General features: G+C 42.9%; 20 protein-coding genes. 8 read left to right on the forward strand and 12 right to left on the reverse strand.

Going from position 1 to position 26,411, the window contains the following annotated elements:
- Positions 1–245 precede the first annotated feature (245 nt).
- Entirely contained in the window at positions 246–1,088 is an 843-nt protein-coding gene (locus P1X15_RS22565; RefSeq protein ID WP_277340404.1) for an AraC family transcriptional regulator, read from the reverse strand.
- Between the two features lie 297 nt (positions 1,089–1,385).
- Here P1X15_RS22565 and P1X15_RS22570 point away from each other — a divergent pair, with 297 nt between their 5' ends.
- Positions 1,386–4,325, forward strand: coding sequence for a DEAD/DEAH box helicase (locus P1X15_RS22570; protein WP_277340405.1), 2,940 nt, complete (start codon positions 1,386–1,388; stop codon positions 4,323–4,325).
- 12 nt (positions 4,326–4,337) lie between these two features.
- Here P1X15_RS22570 and P1X15_RS22575 read toward each other — a convergent pair whose 3' ends face one another.
- Positions 4,338–6,989 carry a gliding motility-associated C-terminal domain-containing protein gene (locus P1X15_RS22575; protein ID WP_277340406.1) on the reverse strand — a complete coding sequence of 884 codons (2,652 nt, stop codon included), beginning with the start codon at positions 6,987–6,989 and terminating at the stop codon, positions 4,338–4,340.
- 77 nt (positions 6,990–7,066) lie between these two features.
- On the reverse strand, positions 7,067–9,241 hold the full coding sequence (locus P1X15_RS22580; RefSeq protein ID WP_277340407.1) for a gliding motility-associated C-terminal domain-containing protein: 2,175 nt from the start codon (positions 9,239–9,241) through the stop codon (positions 7,067–7,069).
- Between the two features lie 36 nt (positions 9,242–9,277).
- Between P1X15_RS22580 and P1X15_RS22585 the strand changes: the two genes are divergently transcribed.
- Positions 9,278–9,892, forward strand: coding sequence for a DNA-3-methyladenine glycosylase (locus tag P1X15_RS22585; protein ID WP_277340408.1), 615 nt, complete (start codon positions 9,278–9,280; stop codon positions 9,890–9,892).
- Positions 9,893–9,943: 51 nt separating this feature from the next.
- Here the strand turns inward: P1X15_RS22585 and P1X15_RS22590 are convergent, their stop codons facing one another.
- The 6 genes from P1X15_RS22590 to P1X15_RS22615 all read right to left on the reverse strand — a co-directional run bounded on the left by P1X15_RS22590 (position 9,944) and on the right by P1X15_RS22615 (position 15,313).
- Positions 9,944–10,984 (reverse strand): methionine synthase, encoded by a 1,041-nt coding sequence (locus tag P1X15_RS22590; protein ID WP_277340409.1) that lies wholly within the window; start codon positions 10,982–10,984, stop codon positions 9,944–9,946.
- 33 nt (positions 10,985–11,017) lie between these two features.
- Positions 11,018–11,824: a class D beta-lactamase gene (gene blaOXA, locus P1X15_RS22595; protein ID WP_277340410.1), complete on the reverse strand. Its 807-nt coding sequence runs from the start codon at positions 11,822–11,824 to the stop codon at positions 11,018–11,020.
- Between the two features lie 29 nt (positions 11,825–11,853).
- Positions 11,854–12,345, reverse strand: a complete 492-nt coding sequence (locus P1X15_RS22600) for a GNAT family N-acetyltransferase (RefSeq protein ID WP_277340411.1) — start codon at positions 12,343–12,345, stop codon at positions 11,854–11,856.
- A 363-nt stretch (positions 12,346–12,708) separates the two neighbouring features.
- Positions 12,709–13,515 (reverse strand): SIS domain-containing protein, encoded by an 807-nt coding sequence (locus tag P1X15_RS22605; RefSeq protein ID WP_277340412.1) that lies wholly within the window; start codon positions 13,513–13,515, stop codon positions 12,709–12,711.
- 64 nt (positions 13,516–13,579) lie between these two features.
- Positions 13,580–14,470 carry an ROK family protein gene (locus P1X15_RS22610; RefSeq protein WP_277340413.1) on the reverse strand — a complete coding sequence of 297 codons (891 nt, stop codon included), beginning with the start codon at positions 14,468–14,470 and terminating at the stop codon, positions 13,580–13,582.
- A gap of 42 nt (positions 14,471–14,512) precedes the next feature.
- Complete coding sequence (locus P1X15_RS22615) at positions 14,513–15,313, reverse strand: SDR family NAD(P)-dependent oxidoreductase (protein WP_277340414.1); 801 nt, start codon at positions 15,311–15,313, stop codon at positions 14,513–14,515.
- 240 nt (positions 15,314–15,553) lie between these two features.
- Between P1X15_RS22615 and P1X15_RS22620 the strand changes: the two genes are divergently transcribed.
- The 6 genes from P1X15_RS22620 to P1X15_RS22645 all read left to right on the forward strand — a co-directional run bounded on the left by P1X15_RS22620 (position 15,554) and on the right by P1X15_RS22645 (position 23,762).
- The gene (locus P1X15_RS22620; RefSeq protein WP_277340415.1) at positions 15,554–16,405 is read left to right on the forward strand and encodes a hypothetical protein; all 852 of its coding nucleotides are present in this window, start codon (positions 15,554–15,556) and stop codon (positions 16,403–16,405) included.
- A 7-nt stretch (positions 16,406–16,412) separates the two neighbouring features.
- The gene (gene miaA, locus P1X15_RS22625) at positions 16,413–17,333 is read left to right on the forward strand and encodes a tRNA (adenosine(37)-N6)-dimethylallyltransferase MiaA (RefSeq protein ID WP_310586042.1); all 921 of its coding nucleotides are present in this window, start codon (positions 16,413–16,415) and stop codon (positions 17,331–17,333) included.
- Between the two features lie 57 nt (positions 17,334–17,390).
- On the forward strand, positions 17,391–18,632 hold the full coding sequence (locus P1X15_RS22630; protein WP_277340417.1) for a serine hydrolase: 1,242 nt from the start codon (positions 17,391–17,393) through the stop codon (positions 18,630–18,632).
- Positions 18,633–18,952: 320 nt separating this feature from the next.
- The gene (aspS, locus tag P1X15_RS22635; protein ID WP_277340418.1) at positions 18,953–20,710 is read left to right on the forward strand and encodes an aspartate--tRNA ligase; all 1,758 of its coding nucleotides are present in this window, start codon (positions 18,953–18,955) and stop codon (positions 20,708–20,710) included.
- Between the two features lie 383 nt (positions 20,711–21,093).
- Complete coding sequence (locus P1X15_RS22640; RefSeq protein WP_277340420.1) at positions 21,094–22,305, forward strand: hypothetical protein; 1,212 nt, start codon at positions 21,094–21,096, stop codon at positions 22,303–22,305.
- 38 nt (positions 22,306–22,343) lie between these two features.
- The gene (locus P1X15_RS22645; protein WP_277340421.1) at positions 22,344–23,762 is read left to right on the forward strand and encodes a hypothetical protein; all 1,419 of its coding nucleotides are present in this window, start codon (positions 22,344–22,346) and stop codon (positions 23,760–23,762) included.
- A gap of 71 nt (positions 23,763–23,833) precedes the next feature.
- Here the strand turns inward: P1X15_RS22645 and P1X15_RS22650 are convergent, their stop codons facing one another.
- Genes P1X15_RS22650 through P1X15_RS22660 form a run of 3 tightly spaced genes read right to left on the reverse strand, consistent with a single transcriptional unit; the run spans position 23,834 to position 26,354 of the window.
- The gene (locus P1X15_RS22650) at positions 23,834–24,607 is read right to left on the reverse strand and encodes a nucleotidyltransferase domain-containing protein (protein ID WP_277340422.1); all 774 of its coding nucleotides are present in this window, start codon (positions 24,605–24,607) and stop codon (positions 23,834–23,836) included.
- 24 nt (positions 24,608–24,631) lie between these two features.
- Positions 24,632–25,141 carry a metallophosphoesterase gene (locus tag P1X15_RS22655; protein WP_277340423.1) on the reverse strand — a complete coding sequence of 170 codons (510 nt, stop codon included), beginning with the start codon at positions 25,139–25,141 and terminating at the stop codon, positions 24,632–24,634.
- A gap of 25 nt (positions 25,142–25,166) precedes the next feature.
- Positions 25,167–26,354, reverse strand: a complete 1,188-nt coding sequence (locus P1X15_RS22660; RefSeq protein WP_277340424.1) for an NRAMP family divalent metal transporter — start codon at positions 26,352–26,354, stop codon at positions 25,167–25,169.
- Between the last annotated feature and the right edge of the window lie 57 nt (positions 26,355–26,411).

Raw genomic sequence — 26,411 nt, forward strand, 5'->3', positions numbered from 1 at the left:
AAAGTAGGTTTCGCCGAAAACCTGACGAATCTTACTTCCATTGGTAAAAAAAAATCCATTATCTTCGAAACATCAAACAAGGACAAAAATATAGCTAATAGTTGTTTGGTTTTGAACACAACATAGAGCTAAGATTATAGATATTAAAAGTATTTTCAAAGTAGGGTAAAGTGTGTAGCACTGCCCCCGTTCCCTTGGAGCGGGGGCATGTTTTTTATAAATACCTGAATCTCCCAAACTTAAAATTACGCTATTTCTTTGCGGTAGTCGCGGGGTGTTTTTCCAGTTACCTTCCTAAAAGTTTTGGTAAAGTGGGAAAGATTGTTGAACCCATTATGGTAGCATGCGTCTGTGATAGACTGGTTTTGCATAAGCATCTTGCAAGATTGCTGAATACGGTACTCATTCACAAAATCAGTAAAAGTCATCTGGGTTATCTTTTTGAAATAACGGCAAAAGGAAGGTACTGTTAAGTTGGCTAAATCTGCTATTGTGTTAAGGTCAATTTCGTTTTGATAGTTTTGCTCCACATAGGCATATACTTGGCGGATGCGGGCTTCTTGGCGGTGACTATGTTCGTAACTAAGACCGCTTATATTTAATAAACTATATTCTTTGGAGGTGGCAAGGCTTTGTAAAATAATAAGAAGCTGGATGAGTCGCTCAAAATGATTTAGTTGTGGTAGTTGGCACATTTGAATAGCCACTTGGCAGCGGGTTTCGCCATAGAAACTGATACCTTGTTTGGAGCGCTCAAAGAGGCGCTTGACGTCCTGAAGTTCGGGACTTTGCAGAAAATGTTCTCCCAAGAAATCGGCTCTTAGCTGAATCACGATTTCTTCATGCTTATCTTCAGCACCATACCCAAAGTTGAGGTGGGGGATGTTGGGGCCGATAAACATGAGCGCTCCTTCTTCAAAATAAGAAAGGTGTTGCCCGATATGGCGTTTGCCGGAGCCTTTGTGGATGTAGACGATTTCGTATTCGGGGTGTTGGTGCCAAAAAAAACGATCATGGTCAGCATACCAATGAAGTACTCTAAACGAACTACCACGGTCAGGGGTGATGTTTTCGTATTCGGTTTTCATGCTTGATTGTCATTAAATATACCTTAAAGGTGTCAGAGATGTTAAAATAGAACAAAATATGGCAAAAATGGAATTCTTAGCTTGATTATTTTTTGTTGATATTTGCAAAATGTTCTGCGAGCAGACTTTTCTCACAAACGACCTATGATAATATTGAAAGGGTGGCTTAGGCCACTTTTTTGCTATTGGAAGGAGCTTTGGAAAATTAAGGGTGTTTTGTTATATTTGAAGTTGTTCAAAAAAAATAAAGACTCTTTTTCTATACACTGTTTCTTTTGTAGTGATTGTTTTGCTTTTATGAAAGTATCTTCTAGTCAGCCTTTTAAGATTATTTATTCCCTTTTCCAACATGAGTATTTAGGGTATTTGTTTGGGTCGTATGTGGTGCAGGTCAATAGCAAAGGAGAATTGACCTTGCTCAATCAAATACTTTCTACCAAAAATGTGACTGAATTTGCGGCGGGTTTAGAAGAAGGAGATGCGGAGTTGGTCAAATCCATTGAAGCCATTCAGCAAGATGCTATTCTAAAAAAATTCAACCCTAAGAAACTCACAGCAATCGATTTTTTTTTGAAAGTATACGACCCCCAAAAAGGAGATAAACTTATCCAAGAAGCAATCGGTGGTTACCTAGAGTCGATCAAAGCCGCGATTTTGGAAAAACTGCCTGCCACACGTATATATATAATGGGCAATGACAACAACCCTGCTTGGATGCCTATTGAGCAGATGCAAGGCAGTGCACGTGTTTATTTCCATTTTGCCAGAAAAGAAGAAAATACGCATTATTATCCTATCATCAAACACAACGGAGAGCGCCTTACTTTATGGCGCCAAAATGCGTTTTTGGTATGTGATGAGCCGGCTTGGTTGCTGGTTGACAACAAGCTTTATCATTTTGATAAAAACGTAGATGGTAAAAAAATTCGTCCCTTTCTTACCAAAAACCACATAGTGATTCCTCGCAATGTCGAAGAACAATATTTTCAGCGTTTTGTAACCCCTTTGGTGGCTTCCTACGAGGTCTATGCCGATGGATTTGAGATACGACATGAGCGTGCCGAATTAGTGCCTGTATTGAGTTTGTCAGAGCAGCACAAAGTGGTCGAATCTTCCCTTTTTCAGACTGAAAAGACTGATAACCAAATACATGAAGACGACAATCTTCAGGTGACGTTGGAGCTACTGTTTCAGTATGGCAATTTTTCTTTTAAATTCGACAGCTTTGCGGCACAAGCCAATGTGAGCTTAGAAAAAAAAGACAATAGTTATATTTTTCATAAAGTAAAGCGTAATATACAGATCGAGAAATCGAAGATATTTTGGTTGAAAGAACAGGGGCTAGAGATGCGCCAAGGGCATTGTGTATTGCCCAGGGGGGAAGCGTTTGAGTGGTTGAGAGTGCATCATTTTGAGTTGGAAGAGGCGGGATTTGTGGTAAGGCAAAATGCCACCAACCCCAAACAATATTTTTTGGGATATTCCTCCATTGACATCGCTTTTGAAGAAGCCCACGACTGGTTTGATGTATATGCCAAGGTACGATTTGGGGAGTACGAAATCCCGTTTGTAAAACTCAAAAATCTGATTTTGGCTCGAAAAAAGGAATTTGCGCTTCCCAATGGACAGATTGCGGTGATTCCTGAGATTTGGCTTACTAAGTACAACGAACTGTTTGCCTTTGCTGAATATGATGCTGATAGCCAAAAATTTACGCTTCGGAAGCATCATCTTGCTCTTGTGCAAGAATATGCTGAAGACAGTTTGGCAAAGGTACTCATGAATCGTAGACTGGAAAAATTGAAGGATTTTGAAGAAATCGACGAAAGTCCTTTGCCTGAAGGATTTGTAGGAAGCCTACGACCTTACCAAAAAGCGGGCTATGATTGGCTCAATTTTTTGAGTAGTTACCGTTTTGGTGGCTGCTTAGCCGACGACATGGGTTTGGGCAAAACCGTCACTACCTTGGCTATGCTGCAATACCAAAAAGAACAAGGGGCAGATCGACCGTCGTTGCTTATCATGCCCACATCGTTGCTGTACAATTGGGAACTAGAAGCCAAGCGGTTTACGCCCCACATGCGGGTATTGGTCTACACAGGGACGTATCGTGACAAAAACCTGCATCACTTTGAGGGCTATGATTTGGTGCTGACATCTTACGGGATTGTGCGTATTGATATTGAATTGTTGCAGCAATATGCTTTCCATTATATCATATTGGACGAGGCACAGGCTATCAAAAACCCTTCTTCTCACATCACAAAAGCCGTGATGCAGTTGCAGTCTAAGTATCGGCTATTGCTTACCGGCACACCGCTCGAAAACACAACGATGGATTTATGGACCCAAATGACCTTCGCAAATCCGGGGCTGCTGGGAAGTCAATCTTATTTCCGAAATCATTTTCAGTTACCTATCGAAAAGCAACATGATGAGCAACGAACCAAAAAATTGTATTCACTCATTAAGCCTTTTTTGCTTCGTCGTCATAAGTCGCAAGTGGCACTTGACCTTCCTCCCAAAGTGGAAAGCGTACACTATTGTCAGATGGTTGAAGAACAAGAACAACGCTACGAAGAGACCAAATCTTATTATAGAAATTATATTTTAGAACAGATTGAAGAAGCTGGAATGGCTAAATCGCACATGATTGTACTGCAAGGCTTGACCAAATTGCGACAGCTAGCCAATCATCCACGCATGATTGATGAGGTCTACGAAGGAGAGTCTGGGAAATTAGAAGAGATACAATCAAAGTTGGAAGAATTGTTGAAAGGAAATCATAAAGTATTGATTTTTAGTCAATTTGTTAAACATTTAAGTATCGTACGACACTATTTAGATGAAAAAAATATCGTATATGCTTACCTAGATGGCTCTACGCACGACCGCCAAGGGCAAGTAGCGTTTTTTCAAGAAAATGAGGACGTTAGGATATTTTTGATTTCTATGAAAGCGGGCGGATTGGGGTTAAATCTTACAGCAGCTGATTATGTGTTTATCCTTGACCCTTGGTGGAATCCGGCCATTGAAGCCCAAGCCGTAGACCGTGCCCATCGGATTGGACAGCAGCGTACAGTGTTTACTTATAAGTTTATTACCAAAAACTCCGTAGAAGAAAAAATCTTGGATTTGCAGCGGAGCAAGCAAAAACTTTTTAACGATATCATTACCACCGAAGAGAGTTTTGTAAAGTCTCTGACCAAAGAAGATATCATGGAGCTTTTGGCTTAAGAAAATGGTCATCTATCTCAAAATAAGTAGCTTACCTCGGTATTCGTGTCCGTTTTGTTTTGATTGGATAAGGTATACATAATTGCCATTAGGAAGGGGCTTGTCCAAATAATTGCCATCAAATAGGCGAACGGAGGTTTTGTTTGATAGAAAAACGAGATTACCCCAACGGTCAAAAACCTTTACTTCTGCTTCGGGATAATCTTCAAGACCTTTGATTTCCCAGACGTCGTTGTGGCCGTCGCCATTGGGAGTAAAGACGTCGGGAATATAAATACGAGACAATACGTAGACCGTCATTGAATCTTGAGCACTACAGCCCTCATCGTCCGTTACTTTTAGGGTATAAGTGGTGGTTTCGGGAGGAGTAACTGTGGGGTGTGCACTTTGACTATCATCGATATAGATAGGTGGTGTCCATTCATATTTAAAATTTGAGCCTATATCTCCGTCGAGTTTCAGGGCTTCACCTTGAGAGATACTGTGGGTATCTGCCAAGGCTATATTAGGAGGAGCATTGATGACCACAGTTCGGGCAGCTTTACCACTTTGGCAGGCAAATGTGCTCGTAATGGTATATGTGATTTCGTGCGAACCAACCCCTGCTTTGGTAGGATCAAAAGTATTGTTGACCACGCCTTTTCCCATAAAAGTCCCGCCTGTAGGGCTTGCACTGAGCAATACTGCGGGCTGCGAAACTCCACAAAAGGGAGGAATAGAATCGAGCTGTACTACAATGCTAGGAATTTGAGTGACTTGAAAGGGCGAAGAGATTGTTTGACATTGATTGGTATCAGTGACGGTGACTCGGTAGGTGCCACTCTCCCTTACACTGATTTTATTTTGAGTGGCGCCGCTGATAGGCTGGTTGTTGCGCGTCCAACCAAAGGTCTTGAGTTGGTTTCCTGAGGCGGTTAAAATGAGGGTGGCGCCTTCGCACAACTCATTGGCGGTCGACGAAATGTTTACAGAGGGAAGTGCTGCTTTTTTGAGAAAAAAAACACTTGATTCGGCAAAACATCCTTCTGGAGAAGAAACTTTAACGGTATAATTACCCTCATCTCCTGCGGCGATGCTTGACTGATTGACCCCTACGTAGGGCTGATTGTTTCGACGCCACTCATAGGTATGATTGGGAGCAAGCGGAGCAGACAAAGTCAGGGTATTTCCTTCACAGACGAAATTGGAGGGGGCCGTGATGCGTGCTGTCGGTGCAGGAATAATAGTCACGGCTTGTGGAGACGAGAGGTTAGAACAATTGGTCATACCTGTTACTCGCACGGCATAAGTACCTGTTTCGCCTGTTTCAAAATAAGACGCCGATGCGTTTGGGATAAGGCTGCCATTTTTAAACCATTGGTATACAGGAGATGTAGCGTTGGTGTTGGCGGTGAGAGTAAGACTTTGCCCCTCACATATTTGACCTGACCCAGTGGACAGCCCTATATTAATGGATGGTTTGGGGATGACTACTACCGAAATCGTATCGGATGAAATAGACGGGGGACATGCATTGGCGAGCGTTACGGTACAGCTATATGTACCTCCCTGCCCGGCGGGAACGGCCAATACCGAATCGGTTTTTCCAGCTAGTGGGTTACCATTGCGTAGCCATTGTAACGAACCTCCTCTTGAAAATCCTTTGAGGTTGAGTTGGAGAGTACTGTCTTCGCATATAGTTGACGAAAGCAAAACCTGCGGTTGACCTAATTTAGAAATAGTAATGCTTGGTTTTTCGTTGGGGCGGCAGTCAATCACTGACAATACAAACTCATACTCAATAGCGCTATATTTCGTATTGCCCTGATAAGCATCTGCTCGGATTACATACACGTAGGTACCTGGTTGTTGTACACGTCCTGTGATTCGTCCTGTGTTAGGATCTATCGATAAAGGAGCGGTGGTATTAGAAGTGAAATTTTGTGCCGAATAGCCTGAGCGATAGCTGAGAGGAGTATTAGAGCGAGGGGTTGCAAAAGAGTATTTAAGAGTGAGATTAGGACTAGGAGGAGTTCCTAATTTAAAAATAGGGCTAGCAAAATCAATATTTTGACCATTGCAAACTTCAAAATTACCCAAAGCTAAGGGATTGGCCACGGGCGTATGGGTATGACCTGCCCGGTATTCCACCAAATCAGCGGGACCTATTTCCAACCTTAGTACTACAGGAGTATTGGTTTGGGTCAGGTTAGTGACATTGATGCGCTGACCAATAGGGGATGTCTCGGCATAATATCCGCCTATTTCATTATAAGAAAGATTATAAAAATCTAAAGTTGAAAAAGTGTAAGTAATTTTTGTTAAAGAAATATTTTGTCCACAAACAGAAGTATATGTATATGGTTGGGAGGCTTCAACACTAGAGTTAGGTTGTGGTGTGAGAACTCCATTTTGGATAACTCCCCCGGTTCGGGTTGAAGATATAAGGGCGTTGTTGTTGTTAAAAATATTCAAATCTAAAAACGGGGGCATCCGCAACAAGTCCTCCGTAGCCACAAAATAGGTTGCTTTAAACTGATGTGTATTGTAAAACTGCCCCGTACTTGAGGGGGTATTGGCAATGGTATAATCGGCCAAAAAACCGCCGTAAATCCGAGGTGCTTGGGTATGCCCTTTTGACACAATTATAGATGCTGTTATCAAAAGCCACCAAAAAAGTCTCATAACGATAGATGGAGTAGAATCAGAATTTTAGAGCAAGTTAGGGGTTGGCAAATGAATTTCCAGCATCCAACGCGTTTTTATCTCAACAACAATACCTGTCCGCGATAAGTATGACTAGCTTGCGGCTCAGTTTTGATTGTGTAGACATAGACACCTATAGGCAGAGGTTTGCTTTGGTAAGTACCATCAAAAGCTACTTGTTTGGTTCCAGTATGATAATAAACCAGTGAGCCCCAGCGGTCAAAAACCATAATCTCCGCCTCGGGATATTCTTCAGCTCCGTGTAATACCCAAGTGTCGTTGATACCGTCTCCATTGGGCGTAAAAACATCTGGAATCCCGATGCCTCTGATGATACCAATCAATACAGTGTCAGTGGCAGTGCAGTTGTGACTATCAGTTATGAGGAGCTGATATTCAGTGGTAACTTCGGGAGAGGCAATAGGAGAAGGGGCAGAATCATCATCAAGACCTTGGGGAGGAGACCATTGGTAAGTATAACCTACGCCCAAATTTCCATTAGCATTAAGTTGAATACTAGCGTCTTGGGAAATAAATTGGTCATTGCCTAAGTCGACTATAGGGAGTGCCCATACCTCCGCAGTTTGGTTTGTTGCGCCAGTTACACAAAAATTTGGATTGTCGAAGCGATAAGAAAGTTCGTGAATACCTGCTCCTGCTTTGTGTGGGTAAAAATTTTCGCCTATCACTCCTTTTCCACTAAATAAACCTCCCAATGGAGAGCCTATTAGAAGGATAGCTGTGGTATCACTGACACACCGTGAAGGAATCGGATGAAAGGTAATGGACTGATTTTGACCAAGCGAAACTATATAAGGATTAGACTCTCCCACACACTGATTTTGGTCAATCACCTTCACTGAGTAAACTCCTGCTTGGGTAGCGGAATAAGTAGCGCTAGTAACAGTCGGAAGCAAGTCATTGTTTCGAAACCATTGGTATCTCACCAACGGTTCTGAAACGAGCGTAGTAAGTTTGAGTGAGTCATTGGGACACAATATCCCTCCAGCTATTGGAGATGAGACGGTGATTTGAGGGTTAGGTACCAGAAGGAGAGCAGTAGTAGGTGATGTAGACGTAAAGCACGCACCTGTTTTGGTCAACACCACTTTATAAGAACCTTCTTCGGTGACTACTAGCACGGAGTCGTTTTGGTTGGAGATAAGGGTGTTGTTTCTAAACCATTCATACTTGACGTTGGGCTGGCCTGCTCCTGCATTGAGCTGCACCGATTTTCCCTCGCATATTTTAGAAGAAACGGTGGTTTGCGGATTTCCGACCTCGCTTAGGCGGATGGTAGCGGGTGGTGGTGGGAGACATTCCTCCACTTGAATCTGGTATTCACGGTAGATTTCACTCAAAAGAACCCCCGCCCGACTATGGCGTAGCAAAAAGCCCACCGAAAAAACACCTGTACGAGTAGGCCGTGCCGAAACGACGAGATTGGCTTGGCCTTGGGATGAAAAAATAACGGGTGGCTGTGGAACGACAAAATTACCTCCGGGCAACATTTGATTTTCAGAAAATCCAGTTTTCCATTGGGCGTTTTGATAGGGAACGGAACCGCTGGGGTTGGAAGTAAGCGGTGTCTTATTGGTGAGAGATAGATTAAAATTATTGGAAGTAAGCCCCGTTTTTTGTGGGTCAGATACCACCATTAAGCTAAAATTACTTTCGGCGTTGTTACAAAAAAAATTGAATGAGTCAGGCAGCCATTGAGGGGCAGTTTTGCCAGCTTCGGCGGGGTCAAAATACTCCCAGAGGTACTGGGGCGAAAACCAATGATACAATACTACATCTGATGACGTGATATTGTCGGCGGGGTTGCGGGGCCCCACGGGTGCATTGACAATGTAATATCCCTCAGGGTCGTTGAAAACTTGGGGCGTAAGAATGAGGTTTTCGGTGTATTTTACAAAAATATACTCTACATTGGAGCTTCGGTCGCAAGAGGTAGCGGTTTTGCTTTGATTGGTGTAGGAGCTTTTGGTGGCCGAAAATTCGCGTATCAATTGATGGTCTTTTTTACGATATATCCCCAATCGTAAATTGGCAGGAAGGGTAGTATAAGCGGCTTTATCAGTAAAAAAAGTACAGACAATACCGTAAGAATAAGGCAGTGTAGTGTTTAGAATTTGGCGGTCTATCTGCCCTCCATAAATTCGTTGAGCCCTAAGAGGTACATAGCTCAAACTGAGAAATAACATCAAACCAAATAGAGACCGCATCATACCGTTTCAGAGAAAAACTACCAAATTTAGCAAAAAATGCAAAGATTAGACGTCGCATTTTATCAAAAGTATGATACTATTACCCTCGCACAGCGATTGTTGGGCTGTGAACTTGTACACGATAGTGCCGAAGGTCAAACGGCTGGTATAATCGTCGAAACCGAAGCATATATCACTGGAGACCCCGCTTGTCATGCTTATCGTCGCAAAACTACTCGCAATGCTGCCATGTTTGGTGCGGCAGGTTCGGTGTATGTTTATTTGATTTATGGAATGTACCATTGTATCAACGTCGTCAGTGCCGAAGAGGGCATGGGAGAAGCCGTACTTATTCGCGCCCTTGAACCAACCCGAGGAGTGGATTTGATGCAAATGAGAAGGTCTATCAAAAACAAAAAAACTGTCGAAGGATTAGAAAGGAACACACCTTTAAAACAGTTATGCAATGGCCCCGGAAAATTGGTACAAGCGATGGGCATTTCTTTGGTAGCGCACAATGCCACCTTTTTAACGGAAGGTTCACTTTATATTAACGCCCCCTCAGTCTCTAATGTTGAAGTGGTCACTACCACCCGTATCGGAATCACCCAAGGAGCGGATTTACCGTATCGATTTTATATAAAAAATAATGAGTTTGTGAGTAAGAAGTAAAGGTATTGGCCTCAATGAAAAGTTGAGGCCACTGATAGGAAATGATGCATTTTAAGGAAGTAGCCCTAATTCTTTCCTAACCAGTTTGGCCCCTTCGCACATGGCTTTGAGTTTTTGTTTGGTGGCCCAGCGAGCGGTTTGGCTCATGCCACAGTCGGGCGCAACGGCCAGTTTTTCGGCTGGTACATAAGGCAAAATTTTGCGAATGCGTTCGGCTACATCTTCGGGGGTTTCGATATAATAACTCTTCACATCAATTACTCCCACGGCTACGTCCACTTTTTCGGCAAAACGCTCCAATAAATGCACATCCGTAAAATTGAGGACGGTCATTTCAGAATGAATTTCGTCGACTGTCATATCCAAAAAATCAGGAAGCATGGGCGCAATGGTCTTTTTGCCTACCGACCTACCTTTGTAGTTGCCAAAACAAAGGTGCATCGAAAGGCGTGTTTTGCCCACACCCGGCGCTACGGTTCGATTGAATATGTCCACAAAACGTTTGGTATCTTCCCGATAGGCATAGCAACTCATCGAAGGCTCATCCACACAAATCTCAGGTACGCCAAGAGCGACCAAATCTTCGATTTCTTTGCGAACAAGGGGAAGCAGCGCCTCGGTTACTTCCCAACGGTCTTTGTAATGCCCGCCAGGATTGAGCCGTCCTGAGAGCGTATAAGGGCCCGGAATCGACATTTTAATCATTTGACCAGCGGGAGCAAGACGCTTGAGACGTTTGTATTCCTCTACTACACCCAACCCTTTGGGAGCCGCGAGAGGCTCTATGATGCTATTTTTGCCGCGTTGGTCGTGGGCGGGAGGCCCGTATTTGCGGGTTTCGGTGCCGTCATTGACAATCCCTTTTATAAACCCATAAAAAGACAAATTGAAATCAAGGCGGGTTTGTTCACCGTCGGTGATGACATCTAGTCCTGCACTCACTTGATCGTGGATGGCAGCTATGACGGCGTCATCAATCATTTCGGAGATGTCGGCAGGGCCAAATTGGTCGAGATTCATGCTCGCGAATTCGAGCCATCCCGGAAACGGCATCGAACCTACAACGGTGGTTTTAATAGGGACAGGTTGCATAGCAAAGTAATGTTTTGGAAGGTTTCTGATTTTTTAAATAATACCCATTTCTTTTAAAATGTCATGGGTGATTTGAATACGGCAAGGGCCAAAAGTTTTGTTGTTGTTAGAATCGTCGCTATAGAGCCTTGTTGCAAAAAAATACACATTTTTGCCCTTTTCTACGTATCCTACGTACCAGCCTACGTGGCGCAAGTCGGTACTCCATTGGGGATTGATTTCGTTGGCCCAGCCCGTTTTAGCCCTGATTACGTAGTTTTCTCCTTTTTCACGAACCATGATTTCTTTCACTTTTTGGAGGGTTCTGGGTGAAAAAGGGAGTTTGTTTTCGTAGAGTTTTACCAACAACTCGATTTGTTGTTGAGGGCTTATTTTGATACTTTGACCTAGCCAAAAATCATCTACGCGAGCGCTTATGTCCTGATTGCCGTAGTTGATTTGGGAGAGGTATTTTTTGTAATTATCTTTCCCAATACGGCGAGCCATTTCTTGATAAAACCACACAGTCGAGTTTTTAAAGGCAGTTTTTAAATCGTGGTCGGCATTCCAATTGTCAATACTTCTTTTTTTACCGTCCCACTTGAGTACTTCACTTTCATCTTTTACCACACCTAGTTCCAATGCTATCAAAGAATTGGGTATTTTGAAAGTACTAGCTGGAGTGGTTTGATGCGTAAAATCGGCTTTATTATAATAGGTATAACTCTTTTTTTGATAATCATACAGTACAAAACTGCCTGTTTGATTACAAGCTTTGAAGTGCTTTTCGAAGTCGATGTTTTGGCCGAAAAGAGTAGTTGCAAAAACAAAGTTGATGAAGAAAGTCAAGTTAAGTTTCATTGATGAATAGATATATTGTGAATAGAAAATTAGCCGAGCCATTGATACATCACATAAGCATCTACCAGCCCTAGCTGCTGGTGACGGAAGGCTTTGGGTAGCGTACCGACGATTTCGAATCCACATTTTTGCCAAAGTCGGACGGCTACGTCATTGGTCGAAACGACACAATTAAACTGCATGGCTTTGAAACCATGTCTTCGTGCTTCTTCCATTGAAAACCGACACAGTTTTTCAGCAATACCTCTTCCGCGATGTGCGGGATGCACCATATAACCAGCATTAACGACATGATTGCCCAAATCGGGTTGATTGGCTTTTAAGAAAAATGTACCCACAATTTTTCCTTCTGTTTCAGCTACATAGGTATATTTTTCGGGAGCAAGCCATATCGCCAACATCTGTTGCCGTGATGAATCAGGCGCAAATACGTAGGTATCTCCCAATTTGATGACGGGTTGAATGATTTCCCAAAGAGAATCACTATCGGAGTGATGTGCCAAACGAATTTGTAAATCCATATTGTTTTTTGAAGGATCAGTTATTCAGACTTTCTAAGTTTTTAATGTGTTGAATCTAAGATACTTGCTTCCCTAAACTTAGAAAGTCTATTCTGCACAGTCACTTATATAGCTTAGAAGACTTTCTAAGTTTTTAATGTGTTGAATATAAGATATTTGTCTCCCTAAACTTAGAAAGTCTATTCAGCACAGTTACTTATATAGCTTAGAAGACTTTCTAAGTTTTTAATGTGTTGAATATAAGATATTTATCTCCCTAAACTTAGAAAGTCTATTCTGCGTAGTCACTTATATAGCTTAGAAGACTTTCTAAGTTTTTAATGTGTTGAATCTAAGATACTTGCTTCCATAAACTTAGAAAGTCTATTCTGCGTGGTCACTTACATAACTCGGAATCCCTACTTTTTGGTACATTTTGGCGATACGGTGGGCGTGTTCGTCGTAGGCACCTTCAAATAGCTCTACGGCACGTTGAGGACCTACCACGGCGGTAGCGCTCAACACCTTGGGAGGCTGCCCTGCTTCGGTAAGCAAGCGAGCGGTTTCGGCTTTGAGGCAATTGATAACGGTGGCTCCACCTACGGTAGAACCCGGTGCTACGGGTGTATCAAGAGCGGGAATGTGTACCATTGCATCACCTACGGGTGCTCCCGTATCCAAAATGAGATCAGCAAAATCGGTCAATTTTTTACCATCGGCTCGTTTGGAAGTACTTGCTTCTGAGTGCAAACTGGTAACGAGAGCGACTACTTTGATGCCTTTTTTCTGAAAAATTTCGGCCATTTCTACGGGTACAATGTTGGTGCCCGAAGACGAAATCACCAAGGCGGTGTCTTGCGCCGAAAGGTCGAAATTGCGTAAAATTCTGTCGGCAAAACCGGGTACATTTTCCAAAAACATCGCTTGCCGTTGGCCATTGGCTCCTACGACAAGGTTGTGAAAAGTCAATGAAAGCTCCACAATGGGATTGAAACCTGCAAAAGACCCGTATCGAGGCCACATTTCTTCGACCATAATACGGCTATGACCGCTTCCAAACACGTGCACCATACGTCCGGCTAAAATACTTTGAGCAAACCAACTAGCGGCGATAGCTATCTGTGATTCTTGGGCTTGGACGGTTTCTAAGATGGACTTACATTTTTCGAGATACTGCTGAATAACACTCATAATAACGGATAGAGGTGATGAAAATGGGTAGATTTGAAAACTATTTTGATTAAATAAAGAGGATTTATAACGTACGAGTAAGGGCAAAACCTGCCGCCCCAATTGCCCCAGCCATGTCGCCAAAATGAGCTTGAACGATAGGCGTTTGCTTACCTCCCGGACGCCACTCATAAAGGTTCAGATATTGTTTTAAAGGGCCAAAAAGAGCATCGTCGGCCAAGGTAATACCACCCGCCAATACAATTAATTCAGGCGAAAGGGCATTGGTAATGGATGAAAGCGCTACTGCAAGTTTTTGGACAGAAGTGAGCCATACTAGCGCAGCCCAAGCGTCTCCTTGGCGATAGGCTTCTACCAATTCCCAGGTAGATTGAAAACGATTTTTGGAGCGTTTAGCTACTGAGTAGTTCCCAATCGCATATTCCAGACTACCCGGTGTACCCACGATACTGACTTCATCGTCGGTGGCATGGAGCGATAGATGGCCCAAATGCCCTGCCATTTGGCTAAGTCCTTGGTAGAGTTGACCGTTTATCAATAACCCCCCACCGACGCCTGTACCTAATGTAAGTAGTACTACATGACGGTAGCCTTTGGCGACGCCAAAAGTAGCTTCGGCCATAAGCGCCGAATGAGCATCGTTGATAACGTGGGTGGTTTGCTGAAAATACTCACCCCAATCAAAATTTTCGAGGCCAGCAAGGCGATTGGGTAAAAATGAAATACATCTATTGTGAGCGTCTGGGAGACCAGGGGATGAAAGACCGATACTATGGATAGGCTGCTGCCAGTAGTTTCTCAAATAATTGACCATTTCGAGCACATTGGCGCGCCATTTGCCTTCGAAGTCATCTTGTGTGGCGATGTAATGTTGTTTTAGGATTTCTCCTTCGTCATTGACCAAGATACCTTTTACATTGGTTCCACCTAGGTCGATGCCCATTGCGATTTTCATAGGTTTGACACTTTACATTTAAGTGCTAAAGCACAGGTTAATTTAAACTTCATACTGACCTTCCGAAAGCTCCCAACCGCCATCTATCGAAAGCACTTGACCAGTGGTAAATTTGGAATAATCTGACATAAAATACACTGCTGCGCCGTCCAAATCACTTGCTTGCCCGTTGCGTCCACCGTCGAGGGGCTGTTTGGTTTTTACAAATTTCATAATGACTTCGTCTTGGGAGGCTCGCTGACTCATTGGAGTTTCGACGAGAGCGGGAGCAAGCACGTTGATGCGGATATTGTGAGAAGCATAATAGGCCGCAATTGATTTGCTAAATCCTACTATGGCTGATTTGGCGGCGGCGTAGGCGTGTGTCACAAAATAGCGAGGCGAAGGTGAAAACCCCAAAACCGAGCTCATGTTGAGAATGGTTCCCGCCGTATTTTGGGCTAAAAATTGCTTGACTGCTGCTTGATTGGAGAGCATCAGCGAGTTAAGATTAAGCTCAAAAGTTTTGTTCCAGCCTTCTAAGCTCAACGCGTGCAATGGCCCGTCGCCGTATTTACGACCACTTCCACCTGCTACGTGATAAAGCCCCTCAAAACTCCCAAATTTTTCGAGGGCTGTTTGGATGGCTTTGTCGGCAGTGTGACTTTCGGTGGCGTCTCCTTCCAATACGTGTGCGGCATTGCCCAATGAGCTTTGCGCTTGTAGACAGCTTTCTGCATTTCGACCTACTGCCACTACTTTAGCACCTTGTGCTACGAAAGCTTTGGCCGCCGACAATCCCAACCCCGTGGTTCCACCCATGATTACAATTGTTTTGTTGTCGAGCCATTTGTCAGGATTCATCACTATTTTTGGTAAAAAAATGGAGAGTTTTTTAAACTTATTATAAAAAGTTGAAAATCATTTTTTCTAATCTAAATTATTAGATATCGCACAGAAGATTTGAGTTAAAATGATTCCTTGGGAAGAATGAAATAGATTTTAATAAATTTGAATTGGATTTAATATTCTTATAATGAGTGGTTTAAATGTTTTTTATGCGGAAAGCTGCTTGTTAAGAATATTTTCTAATAATATACATCAATGATAGATTGGAAGCGTGATTTGGAGCAATTTTTATGGGAGCTAAATGACGGATTTACGGAGATTGCTTCACCGCTTATGATAAAGACTTGGAGGCTCGCTTCTCATTCGCTTCTTATTCATAGCGTATCTTTGAGTGGGCTTTCATCTGATTGGTTAGAAAATATCTTTTTACCTTTTCAAAAAGAAGTATTAACCCATCCCTCAGGTATGAAGCACGTTTTTGTGTGGGAAGATGTGTGGCGTACCAAAACCGATATTGTCAAATCTCGTTTGCGTGCCTTACTCGGGAAAACGCACCGCATTCCTGCTCGCCTGACCCAAGTTCGGCGTATTGACCAACCTACACTTACGACTTTTTTAGAAACAAATCACTTACAAGTACCTACTTTTGGGAAATTCAAATATGGGTTGTTTTTGCCAAATCGTTACTTTAGAGTACTAGCCGCCCAAGACAACATTCGTACAGATGAAGAGCTATTGGTGGCGGTGGCGTCGTTTAGTGGGGCAAAAAAAATTACCAGAGATTATGAAGTTTATCGTTCTTTTGAATTGATACGGTTTGCCAATTTGCTCAATTATACCGTGGTAGGTGGAGTGGACAAATTGCTGAAAGCTTTTATCAAAGAAATGAATCCTGACGATATTATGACGTATGCAGACCGCGATTGGTCAAACGGAGAAAGCTACGAACGTCTTGGGTTTTTGTTCCAAAACGCTACGCTTCCCCAAGACTTTTGGGTTGATTCACTCACTTTTGAGCGACACTACGATAAGAAAGAGAATGACATAAAGGTATATAACTCAGGAAATTTGAAGTATTTGTTGGATGTCAAAAAAAACAGAAAATAACTTGCTAGTGATACTTGGCCCGACGGCTTGTGGCAAAACTCGCTTGGCGACGCACGTGGCTTATGCCTTTGGCGGCGAAATCATCAGCGCCGATTCGAGGCAAGTATATCGTGATATGAACATCGGTACGGGCAAAGATTTGGCTGAATATGAAGTGCAGGGGCAGTCGATTCGGTATCATCTCATTGATATCGTAGAGGCAGGCGAAGCCTATCATGTGCATCGCTTCCAACAAGACTGTGAGGCTGCGATTACCGACATTCTGGCGCGGCATAAGGTTCCTATTTTGTGCGGTGGAACGGGACTGTACATCGAGGCGGTGCTGAATCAACATCAATTTACAAGTGTACCTATTGACGAGCATTTGAGACAACAACTCTTTGCCCTGACCGACGACGAATTGCGACATAGATTTGAGTCATTGCCTTCAGATTATACGCCTTTGGCTGATACCTCCACGCGCAAGAGACTGATTCGTGCGATTGAAATTGCCACTTTTTTGCAAGAAAATCCTTTGCCTTCTTCTTCAAAAAAGGAATTGCACTATCAAATCATAGGGCTTGATATTCCGGTAGAACAACGTCGGGACAGAATCACGCAGCGTTTGTACCAACGTTTGGAAGAAGGTATGATAGAAGAGGTAGCAGGATTGCTCAATAGAGGCATTCCGCCCGAAAAACTGATTTACTACGGATTAGAATACAAATTTATCACCGAACACCTCCTAGGTAATCTCGACTATGGCACGATGGTTGAGCGACTCAATGTGGCTATTCATCAATTTGCGAAGCGACAAATGACTTTTTTTAGGAAAATGGAACGTGACGGATTAGCAATTCATTGGTTAGATGCGCTACAACCTATTGATGAATTGGTAGAAGAGGTGAAAATTATATGGGAGAGGTATTGGGACAAAGAGCCTTTTTGATGATTTGAAAAAGAAAATTTGAGTAATACAGTTGTGAAAACATTCAAAATAAACGATATGAATATAAACAAACATCAATGGGCAATCAAATCAATCATCGGAGGCCTGGGTGTAGCAATGATTTTGTGGGGATGTGGAGAAGAAAACGCCGTAACAGAACCCAAACAAACGCTGCCCGTATTGATGGCCAAACAACTCGAAGATACCCTCAAAAACAGCGGAATTGGCTATGCTTTTACCATATATGAAGGTACTAAAATCATGGCGCAAGGCAGTGGGGGTTTAAAATCCACGGTCAATGATGCAGGTGGGCAAAAAGCATTTACGGTCGATACTAAACTCCATATCGCAAGTATGAGCAAAACCCTGACTGCGATGGCTTTTTTGAAAGCTGCTCAGCAGAAAGGACTGAGAACTACCAACAAAATAGCCAATTATTTGCCGTCAAATTGGCCCAAAGGAGCAGGAATTGACCAAATCACTTTTGGAGATTTGTTGACGCATCAAAGTGGGATACGCGGTTTGGGAAATAATTGCCAAAATGGAGCTTTTAGCGAAAATGTCTATTCGGGTCTTAAACAATTGATTGGGAAAGGAGCTAGCAGAGGTAGTTATTGCTACCAAAATGCCAATTTCGGTCTGTTTAGAGTGTTGATTCCGAGCATAATGGGCTATCAATTTACGGGCGATGACAACGTAGATGATACCGAAACCCAGAAACTTTACCTAAGTTTTTTACAAAAAGAATTGTTTGAGAAAATAAACCTTCAAAACGTTTCTCCTTTTCCAACAGGAGAGATAACGTACACCTATAATTATCCTCTTACGGCTTCCCAATCAGGCTGGAATCCAGGGAATTTTAGTGCTACTATGGGCGGTTATGGGTTGTATCTGACGGCTGCTGAAGCCGGAAGTGTATATGCTTCGGCCTTATCGTCGACTGATAATACAGTGTTGAGTCCAGCCTTGGCAGATTCTCTTTTAATCAAAAATCTGGGGTCTTATAAGGCTACTTCTAGTGCTGGTACTTATTATTATCATGATGGCTGGTGGTATGAATACTTGGGTCAAAATGGCCGGGGATTGCGTACTATCTGGATGAAATTTCCTCAAAATATCACCTGTGTATTGTTTGTAAATGCCTTAAGGTATCAGAATGGAAGCTTGGGATTTCCTTTCAATAGCGGTAGCATTTTGATTTTTGTATATAATGCTTACACCAAAGCCATCCAAGCCAAAAATTTAAGACAAAGTGCCGAGGTGCCTCCTTTGAGGGTCGAGCATCCCGAACCGCACTAGGCAAAACGATAGTATGCAAAGCGAATTTTCTGTAAGTAAGGCCGCGAAAAGAATGACTAACTGCTATTTATTCCTTACTTTTGCGGCACTTTTCAAAGAGGAGTACTACTTAGCGTTAGGCAATAAGCAGTAGGCAGTAGGCATTTTTTGCGATTTTACTCGTTGAGTAAGCAAAATCATTTTTAATAAAAAGCTTATGGCCTAAAGCGTAGTGCTAAGTAGTTATCAAAATTAAATAAAGGAGCGTAGGGAAAGATGGCTTTCCTGAAGCGATGCTTGATTTACTAAAATCTAACGAGAATCCAAAAAACGATTTAAAAATGCTCAGAACGCACACTTGCGGAGAACTCCGAATTTCAGATGTTAACAAAGAAGTAACCCTCAGTGGATGGGTACAACGGATTCGTGACAAAGGAGGGATGATATGGATTGACTTGCGCGACCGCTACGGAATTACGCAGTTGATGCTAGAAGAAGGAAAAACCAGTGCCGATATCCTCGCTCAAGCCAGAAGCTTAGGAAGGGAGTTTGTGGTACAGGCTACGGGTGTGGTAGCGGAGCGTATTGCCAAAAATGATAAAATTGCAACGGGAGATATTGAAATCAAACTAACGGGCTTAACAGTACTGAACCCCGCCAAGCTACCTCCTTTCTTGATAGAAGACGAAACCGACGGCGGTGACGACCTCCGTATGAAATATCGCTATTTGGATTTGCGTCGGAATACAGTTCGCAAAAACCTCGAACTACGCCACCGTGTAGCGCAGCAGACGCGTATTTATATGGATGCCCAAAACTTTATTGAGGTCGAAACTCCCGTGTTGATTAAGTCAACACCCGAAGGAGCACGCGATTTTGTGGTACCTAGCCGTATGAATCCGGGGGAGTTTTATGCCTTACCGCAGTCGCCCCAAACTTTCAAACAATTGTTGATGGTATCGGGTTTTGATCGTTATTTTCAGATTGTAAAGTGTTTCCGTGATGAAGACCTTCGCGCCGACCGTCAGCCTGAGTTTACCCAAATCGACTGTGAAATGTCGTTTGTAACCCAAGAAGACGTACTGCAAATGTTTGAAGGGTTGATTCGTCATTTGTTTAAGACTGTCAAAAATGTTGATTTACCCGAAGTGCCGCGCATGACTTATGCCACGGCCATGAAAAAATACGGCTCTGATAAGCCCGATGTGCGTTTTGGGATGGAGTTTGTAGAATTGAAAGGTGATATTGATGTCATATCTGGTAAAAACTTTGGGGTGTTTGATGCAGCCGAATTAGTGGTGGGTATCTGTGCCAAAGGCTGTGCCGAATATACCCGCAAACAAATAGACGAGCTGACAGAATGGGTAAAACGCCCTCAAATCGGTGCCAAAGGCTTGGTATATGCTCGTTATAACGCTGATGGTACCATCAAATCGTCCGTAGATAAATTTTATGGCGAAGAAGATTTGAAAAAATGGGCAGAAGCTTTTGGGGCGCAGCCGGGTGATTTGATGTTGATTTTGGCCGGAGAAGCCAACAAAACTCGTAAGCAACTTAATGAACTTCGCCTCGAAATGGGAAGCCGTTTGGGACTTCGCAATCCTAATGAGTATAAAGTATTGTGGGTGTTGGATTTTCCGCTGTTGGAGTATGGCGAAGAAGAAAACCGCTGGTTTGCGATGCACCACCCATTCACTAGCCCCAAACCCGAAGACATCGAACTACTCACTACCAACCCTGGCCAAGTACGTGCCAATGCCTACGATATGGTAATCAATGGTACCGAAGTAGGAGGGGGGTCTGTACGGATATTCCAGCGTCCTTTGCAAATGCAGATGTTCGAACTTTTAGGCTTTAGCCCCGAAGAAGCCAAGGCACAGTTTGGGTTCTTGATGGAAGCCTTTGAGTTTGGTGCACCGCCGCACGCAGGTATTGCTTTTGGATTCGACCGTTTGTGCTCAATATTTGGCGGAGCCGATTCGATTCGTGATTTTATTGCTTTCCCTAAAAACAATTCTGGACGGGATGTCATGATTGATTCTCCGTCGCCGATTGACCAAAAACAATTGGACGAACTCAAGATTGCGACAAAAGCTTAAAATGAAATTGTAATCCTATAATCATTTAAAAAACTCCTCATTTTGGTGAGGAGTTTTTGCTTTTTAATGGGATACATTCTTCACCCAAACGGAAAGATGAGTGATAAGGGTCAAAATTTGTGGAAAAAACGCCTCACTTTCGAATATAGTTTTAAGCTATAATATCGTTTTTTTAATTCTACATCATAAATTGCGCCTTTCGTCCCATTTTCAATCGTATGTACAATAATTTTAACCAACTTCCAGTTTTAGTAGCAATTGTTTGGAAGTTGTTGCAAGAAAATAATTGGGTCGCCAATCATTTAGTAATCAATCTTATGACAGTTTACAAAAAACAAATAACCGCCTCTGCGGATAACCTAACAGCCCCTCATTCATAGTCTATGAACCTCATTGATCGTATCAAAAACTACTTCAGTCGTGAAAACTTCAAATCCGATCCCGAATTGGTGTCATTTTCTGATTTGGAGCCACCCCAATCGCCCTTATCGGCGTCGGTGGTAAAATCTGTGGGGGCTTTTACCCCTCCTACGACTGTTTCTACCCCTACGGATTCTACCGTGATACCTTCCTCAATTTCTTCTATGCCTACTGAGCGTAGCGAATATTTAGAAGAAACACCCGCCGAAACCAAATCGTGGGTCTTTACGCCACCTGCCACACCCGTAGAGTGGCCAGCATGGCTTGAAGATGAGACGCTTTTGCGCGATGAAGGAGTAATATTTGGGCTGTCGGAGTCTAAACCAGAGGAAAAAGTGGCCATTATTAAAAACTATTTTGTGCATCAAACCGCTGGTTTAGAGCGCGAAGTAGAGCGCCATGGCGAAAAGATTCAGGAATTGAATTTGTTTATTGAACAAAAAGAAAATCGCATTAACGAATTAAAAGAAAAAACGTATCAGCTCGAAAATCGTAGGCCAGAAGGAGAGCATTATTTGCTTCGTACGGTCGTTGGTACGATTTTTTCGATAGCTATGTGTGTCGGCAATTATTTTCTGATTGATGACACCCTACGCCCATTGTACCCAAATAGTCAATGGATTGCGATTGGGGTGTTTTTGGCCGGAATGTTCAATTTGTTTGGCAGAGTATCGTTCTTTCATGACACTGACAGTCCAGTTTCATGGCGTCGAGGGCTTGAGGAGGTTGGAATGCCTTTCGCTGCCGCTTTGTTTGTATTTGTGCAAGCACTCCAAAACCAAAACTTAGTTCGGGCGGGTGCTTTGTTTGTTTTTGTGTTTTTCTTGTTTTTGTTTGCCGGCAAACTCCTTTTAAGCAACATGACCGTACTTCGCAATGACTTACGGATTTGGTTGACTGGGTCTAGCTTAAAAAAGGAAAAAATGAGTAAAACCGACACATGGGATGCCGAAATCAACCGCCTTACGTCTGAAATAGATGAATTGCGGGTGCAGAAGTGGCAGATTTTACCGCATCTCAACCGTGCAGAGGCAGAACTAGCGCGAGTCAATGCGCGCCGAGATGCTTTGATTAAGATGTTTGAAAGTGAGTTTAATTTGGCTCGTCAACTTCGTGAACGCTTATCTGACCGTCAGGTGAGAGATATACATTCCTCCATCAACCGAGGACAATAAATGATAGATTTTAATATCATAACTTAGTCATTGAAAACATGCAAGAAGAAAATCAGCATACCAATCAACAAGACTATGATCATGGTTATCATAGTGGTATAGAGGGGTCTGAAAATCGGAATCCCTACGAGAGCTATTTGTCGAGCCAAATTCACTATAATTGGCTATCGCAACGTATTACTGATCGTCGCAATGAAATTCAACGCATTGAACGTGAGATAGATGAGACGGTGGTAAAACGAAAAACGGCATTTGACCGATTACAAGAGTTTGTACAAAAAGTAGCTAAAACCACCAAAAGACTCACTGAACTTACTCAGCAAAGAGATGCCATCGATGCCGAAACCGACAATCTACGCTCACGACGCAAACAGACCCAATCTGAATATTCGCTTTTGGCGGGTTTGTTCTTTTTTGCGGCGGGTTTAGCATTTGTATTTGGTGACCTTATTATCTCCCACGAAATCGTGGCTTATGCCCTCAACATCCGAAATTCGAACGAAGCTTGGGCGTTTGCGGTTGGCTTGGCGATGATTTCAATTTTGTTAAAGCCTGCTTATGACCGTCTTATCGAAAAGCCTTACGTAGATCAGCATACCCAGCAGTCGCGTACACGCTATGCTTGGTTTAAAGTAGGGTTGGCGGGTTTTGCCATTGTGACTTTGGGGATTTTAGGATGGTTTCGCTACGAGGCGTATCGCACCGATAAGCTCAAAGAAGCTATTAACAAGTCGGTCAAAAACTTACAACTTGGGGCAACTCCGCTCGACCCCACAAGTACTATTTCTCCTCAGGAACAGCAGGCTTTGTTGCAAAAAATTGAACAGCAGCTATTGCGTTCAGATGAGTTGAATTTAGGGCTTGTCAATAGTCCGTGGGCTTTGGCTTCGTTTGTATTGAGTGGGATTTTGTTTGCCTTAGCGGGGGCTGTTTCGTTGGGGATGGCCTTGCCAGTATTGCAAAATTTCTGGTATCGTTGGCTACAGATTGACCCTCGTTTGTGGCGACTGAGCCGTCGTCGCAAAAAAGTCGTCAAACAAATAGAAGGTATAGAAAAAGAACTGGCCGAAGATACCACACAGCGTGATATTTTGGAGAATGAAATAGCTATCTTGCCCAATCTGGATGAGTTAAGAGCAGACCGTACTAAGAAGCGAGACGAGTTAGATCAACTGATAGAAGATACGCGCTTGGCTCAAACGGATAGCCGCATTGCCTCTTTCAATGATGGTTATGCCAAAGGAGAGATTGCCCGTGAAATGATGAACGAAGAAGAGTTTACGCAGTTCAGAAATTCCATGCTCAATACGCACAATTTGGCCGTAAAAGCTTCATCGTCTTCTGATCGTAGTATCAACTATGGAAGTCCCAACAACGCTCGCCGCTCCAACGGACTGCGTCCTCATCAGATGATTAGAAAGATGATTACGGATGATCTGAATGGAGAAAAAGAATAAGAGTCTTTCGTTTTTCACTAATACAAGAAGCCCGCTCACTCAGCGGGCTTCTTGTATTAGTAAGTATGTCATTAGTTACTCCATGCTTCTTCCAAAGTTTGTTTGAAAAGGGCGTCGAGTTTAGAATACTCAGGCGGATGAATGTTAGTAGAAGTTTTGAGGTAATGATTATAAAAAGAAATTTTATCTTCTAAAAAGTCATTAAGTGCTTGGATTTTAGGAGATTCATGAAGCTCTTCTCCCTTGGTTTTTCTATCCAATAATGTTTGAATTATGGCTAATAAACCTTCATCGGACAGTTGGCTATCAAGTAACTGCTGAAACGCAATCGGAGGCATAGTTTTGTACTGTCTAATCCAATCACAAGCCAAAATAGGACGTAGCACATAAAAGTATTTTTTTACTTTAACGACGTCTTTCTGCAAATAATCGCGGTAGTTGCCTTCTGCCATATGTAAGTAGTGATGCAAACACGAGTGCGGATTGACGTATTCGTTTCCTAAATCACGTAGTTGTTGAGCAGTAGAAAACGGCTCTGCATAAACAATCGGACTTCTTAACCATTCCATAAGGGGAGGGTTAGACTTTCTAAAAAGCCGCAATGCTTTTTTTAGTTCCCAACCCGCCAAGTCGATGTCATTGGCTAAGATTTCTTCTTGATGGTCTTTAGGTAAGTCTATTTTTAGATACCACTCAAGACGATGAATATAAATGTATCTCACGTCCCAATCACTGTTGACAGAGGCAAATCCCCAAGCACGGCTTCCACTTTCTACTGCGTACAAAATCTTGATGTTGTGCTGTTGTTCGAGGCGAAGAAGTTCTTTTTGAATTTCTTGAATCATTTTTTAGCATTGAGTGTAAAAAAATTACGACAAAGCCCCTCTTTTCCCTAGTTCAATTACTTCAAGGTTGGAGATTTTGCGCTGGTCGAGGCTAAACCTCAGCACTGTGCGTATTTTATGAAAACCTTCTCTGCCGGCTGCACCAGGGTTGAGATAAAGCATATTGTGAAGCTGTGGGTCACGCATTACTCGCAAGATATGCGAATGCCCACACACAAATATATCAGGAGTTTGGCTTTTGAGTTCGGGTCTTACTTGAGGGTTGTATTTGGGAGGTGCTCCGCCAATGTGAGTCATCCAGATACGAAAACCTTCAAGCTCAAACCGCTGGTGCTCAGGTGCTTGCCAGCGTACCTCTTTGGCATCGATATTGCCATAAACTGCTCGTAGAGGCTTGAATTTTGCGAGTTTTTCTAAAATTTCTACATTACCTACGTCACCAGCATGCCAAATTTCGTCACAGTTTTTGAAGTAGTCAAAAATAGCTTCGTCCAAATAATAATGCGTATCAGATAAAAGGCCAATATGAGTCATATAAAGAAAACGCTTTTGTTAAAAATTATGCCATTACACTGCGTATTGCCATTGCAGTCATGATAAAAACAACTAGCCAGCCCGCTGCTTGGAGCCAAAAGGGATGTCGATAATTGCCGACCAGTCTTTTTTGACGGACAGCCACAAGCATCACCGCTAGGGCTATGGGGAGAATAAACCCATTGAGTGTACCGACAAATACCAACACTTGAACAGGTTTTCCAATCCAAACAAATAAAAGGGTGGAAATGCTAATAAAAATGACCGTTAGATAACGATGATTTTTTTCTAAAATAGGGTGAAATGTACGTAAAAAAGACACAGAAGTATAAGCCGACCCAATCACAGAAGTAATGGCGGCACTCCACATCAATACCCCAAAAAGACGGTACCCGAGAGGCCCAGCAGCGAGTTGGAATACGGAGGCAGGTGGATTTTCTTTGCTAAGAACCAACCCCGTCGCGACGACTCCTAAAGTGGCCAAAAATAAAAAATAACGAATGATAGAAGTCACCAATATACCGGTAGTGGCACTTCGGTTGACTTGGGGAAGGGCATTTTTTCCTTTGATACCAGCTTCTAGCAAACGATGCCCTCCGGCAAAAGTGATATATCCACCCACTGTCCCACCTACGAGGGTGATAGTGGCAATCGGGTCAAATTGTTGAGGCAGAAGTGTCTTTGTGATAGCTTCTCCTAGGGGAGGATGAGCCGATAATACTACGTAAGCAATCATGACTAGCATCAATAACCCGAGCCATTTGGCAATGCTGTCCATGAGGTAGCCGGCTTGAGGTAGTAAAAAAATCAATATGGCAAGTGAGGCACTCAATATAGCACCTGTTTTCACATGGAGTCCACTCATGACCTCAATTCCTAACCCTGCGCCTGCCACGTTGCCGATGTTGAAGGCAAATCCGCCAATTACGATTAGAAACGACAAGAAATACCCAAGTCCAAAAAGCAAGTCATTGGCGATGTCTTGGGCGCGTTTTTCGGTAATGGCAATGATGCGCCAGATGTTGAGCTGCGCTCCTAAGTCAAGAAGGATAGACAGTAAAATTACAAATCCAAAGTTAGCCGCGAGTTGTTGGGTAAAAACCGTAGTTTGAGTCAGGAATCCAGGGCCTACGGCAGAAGTGGCCATCAGAAATGCGGCTCCCCAAATAGTATTTTGCTGTGATGATGAAGTGAATTTATTAGAAGATGACATTGAGGCTGGTTTAGGTGTATCAGAATCTCCTCTAAAACTAGCAGAAAAAAGGATTCA

Source organism: Runella sp. MFBS21 (assembly GCF_029433105.1).
GTDB lineage: Bacteria > Bacteroidota > Bacteroidia > Cytophagales > Spirosomataceae > Runella.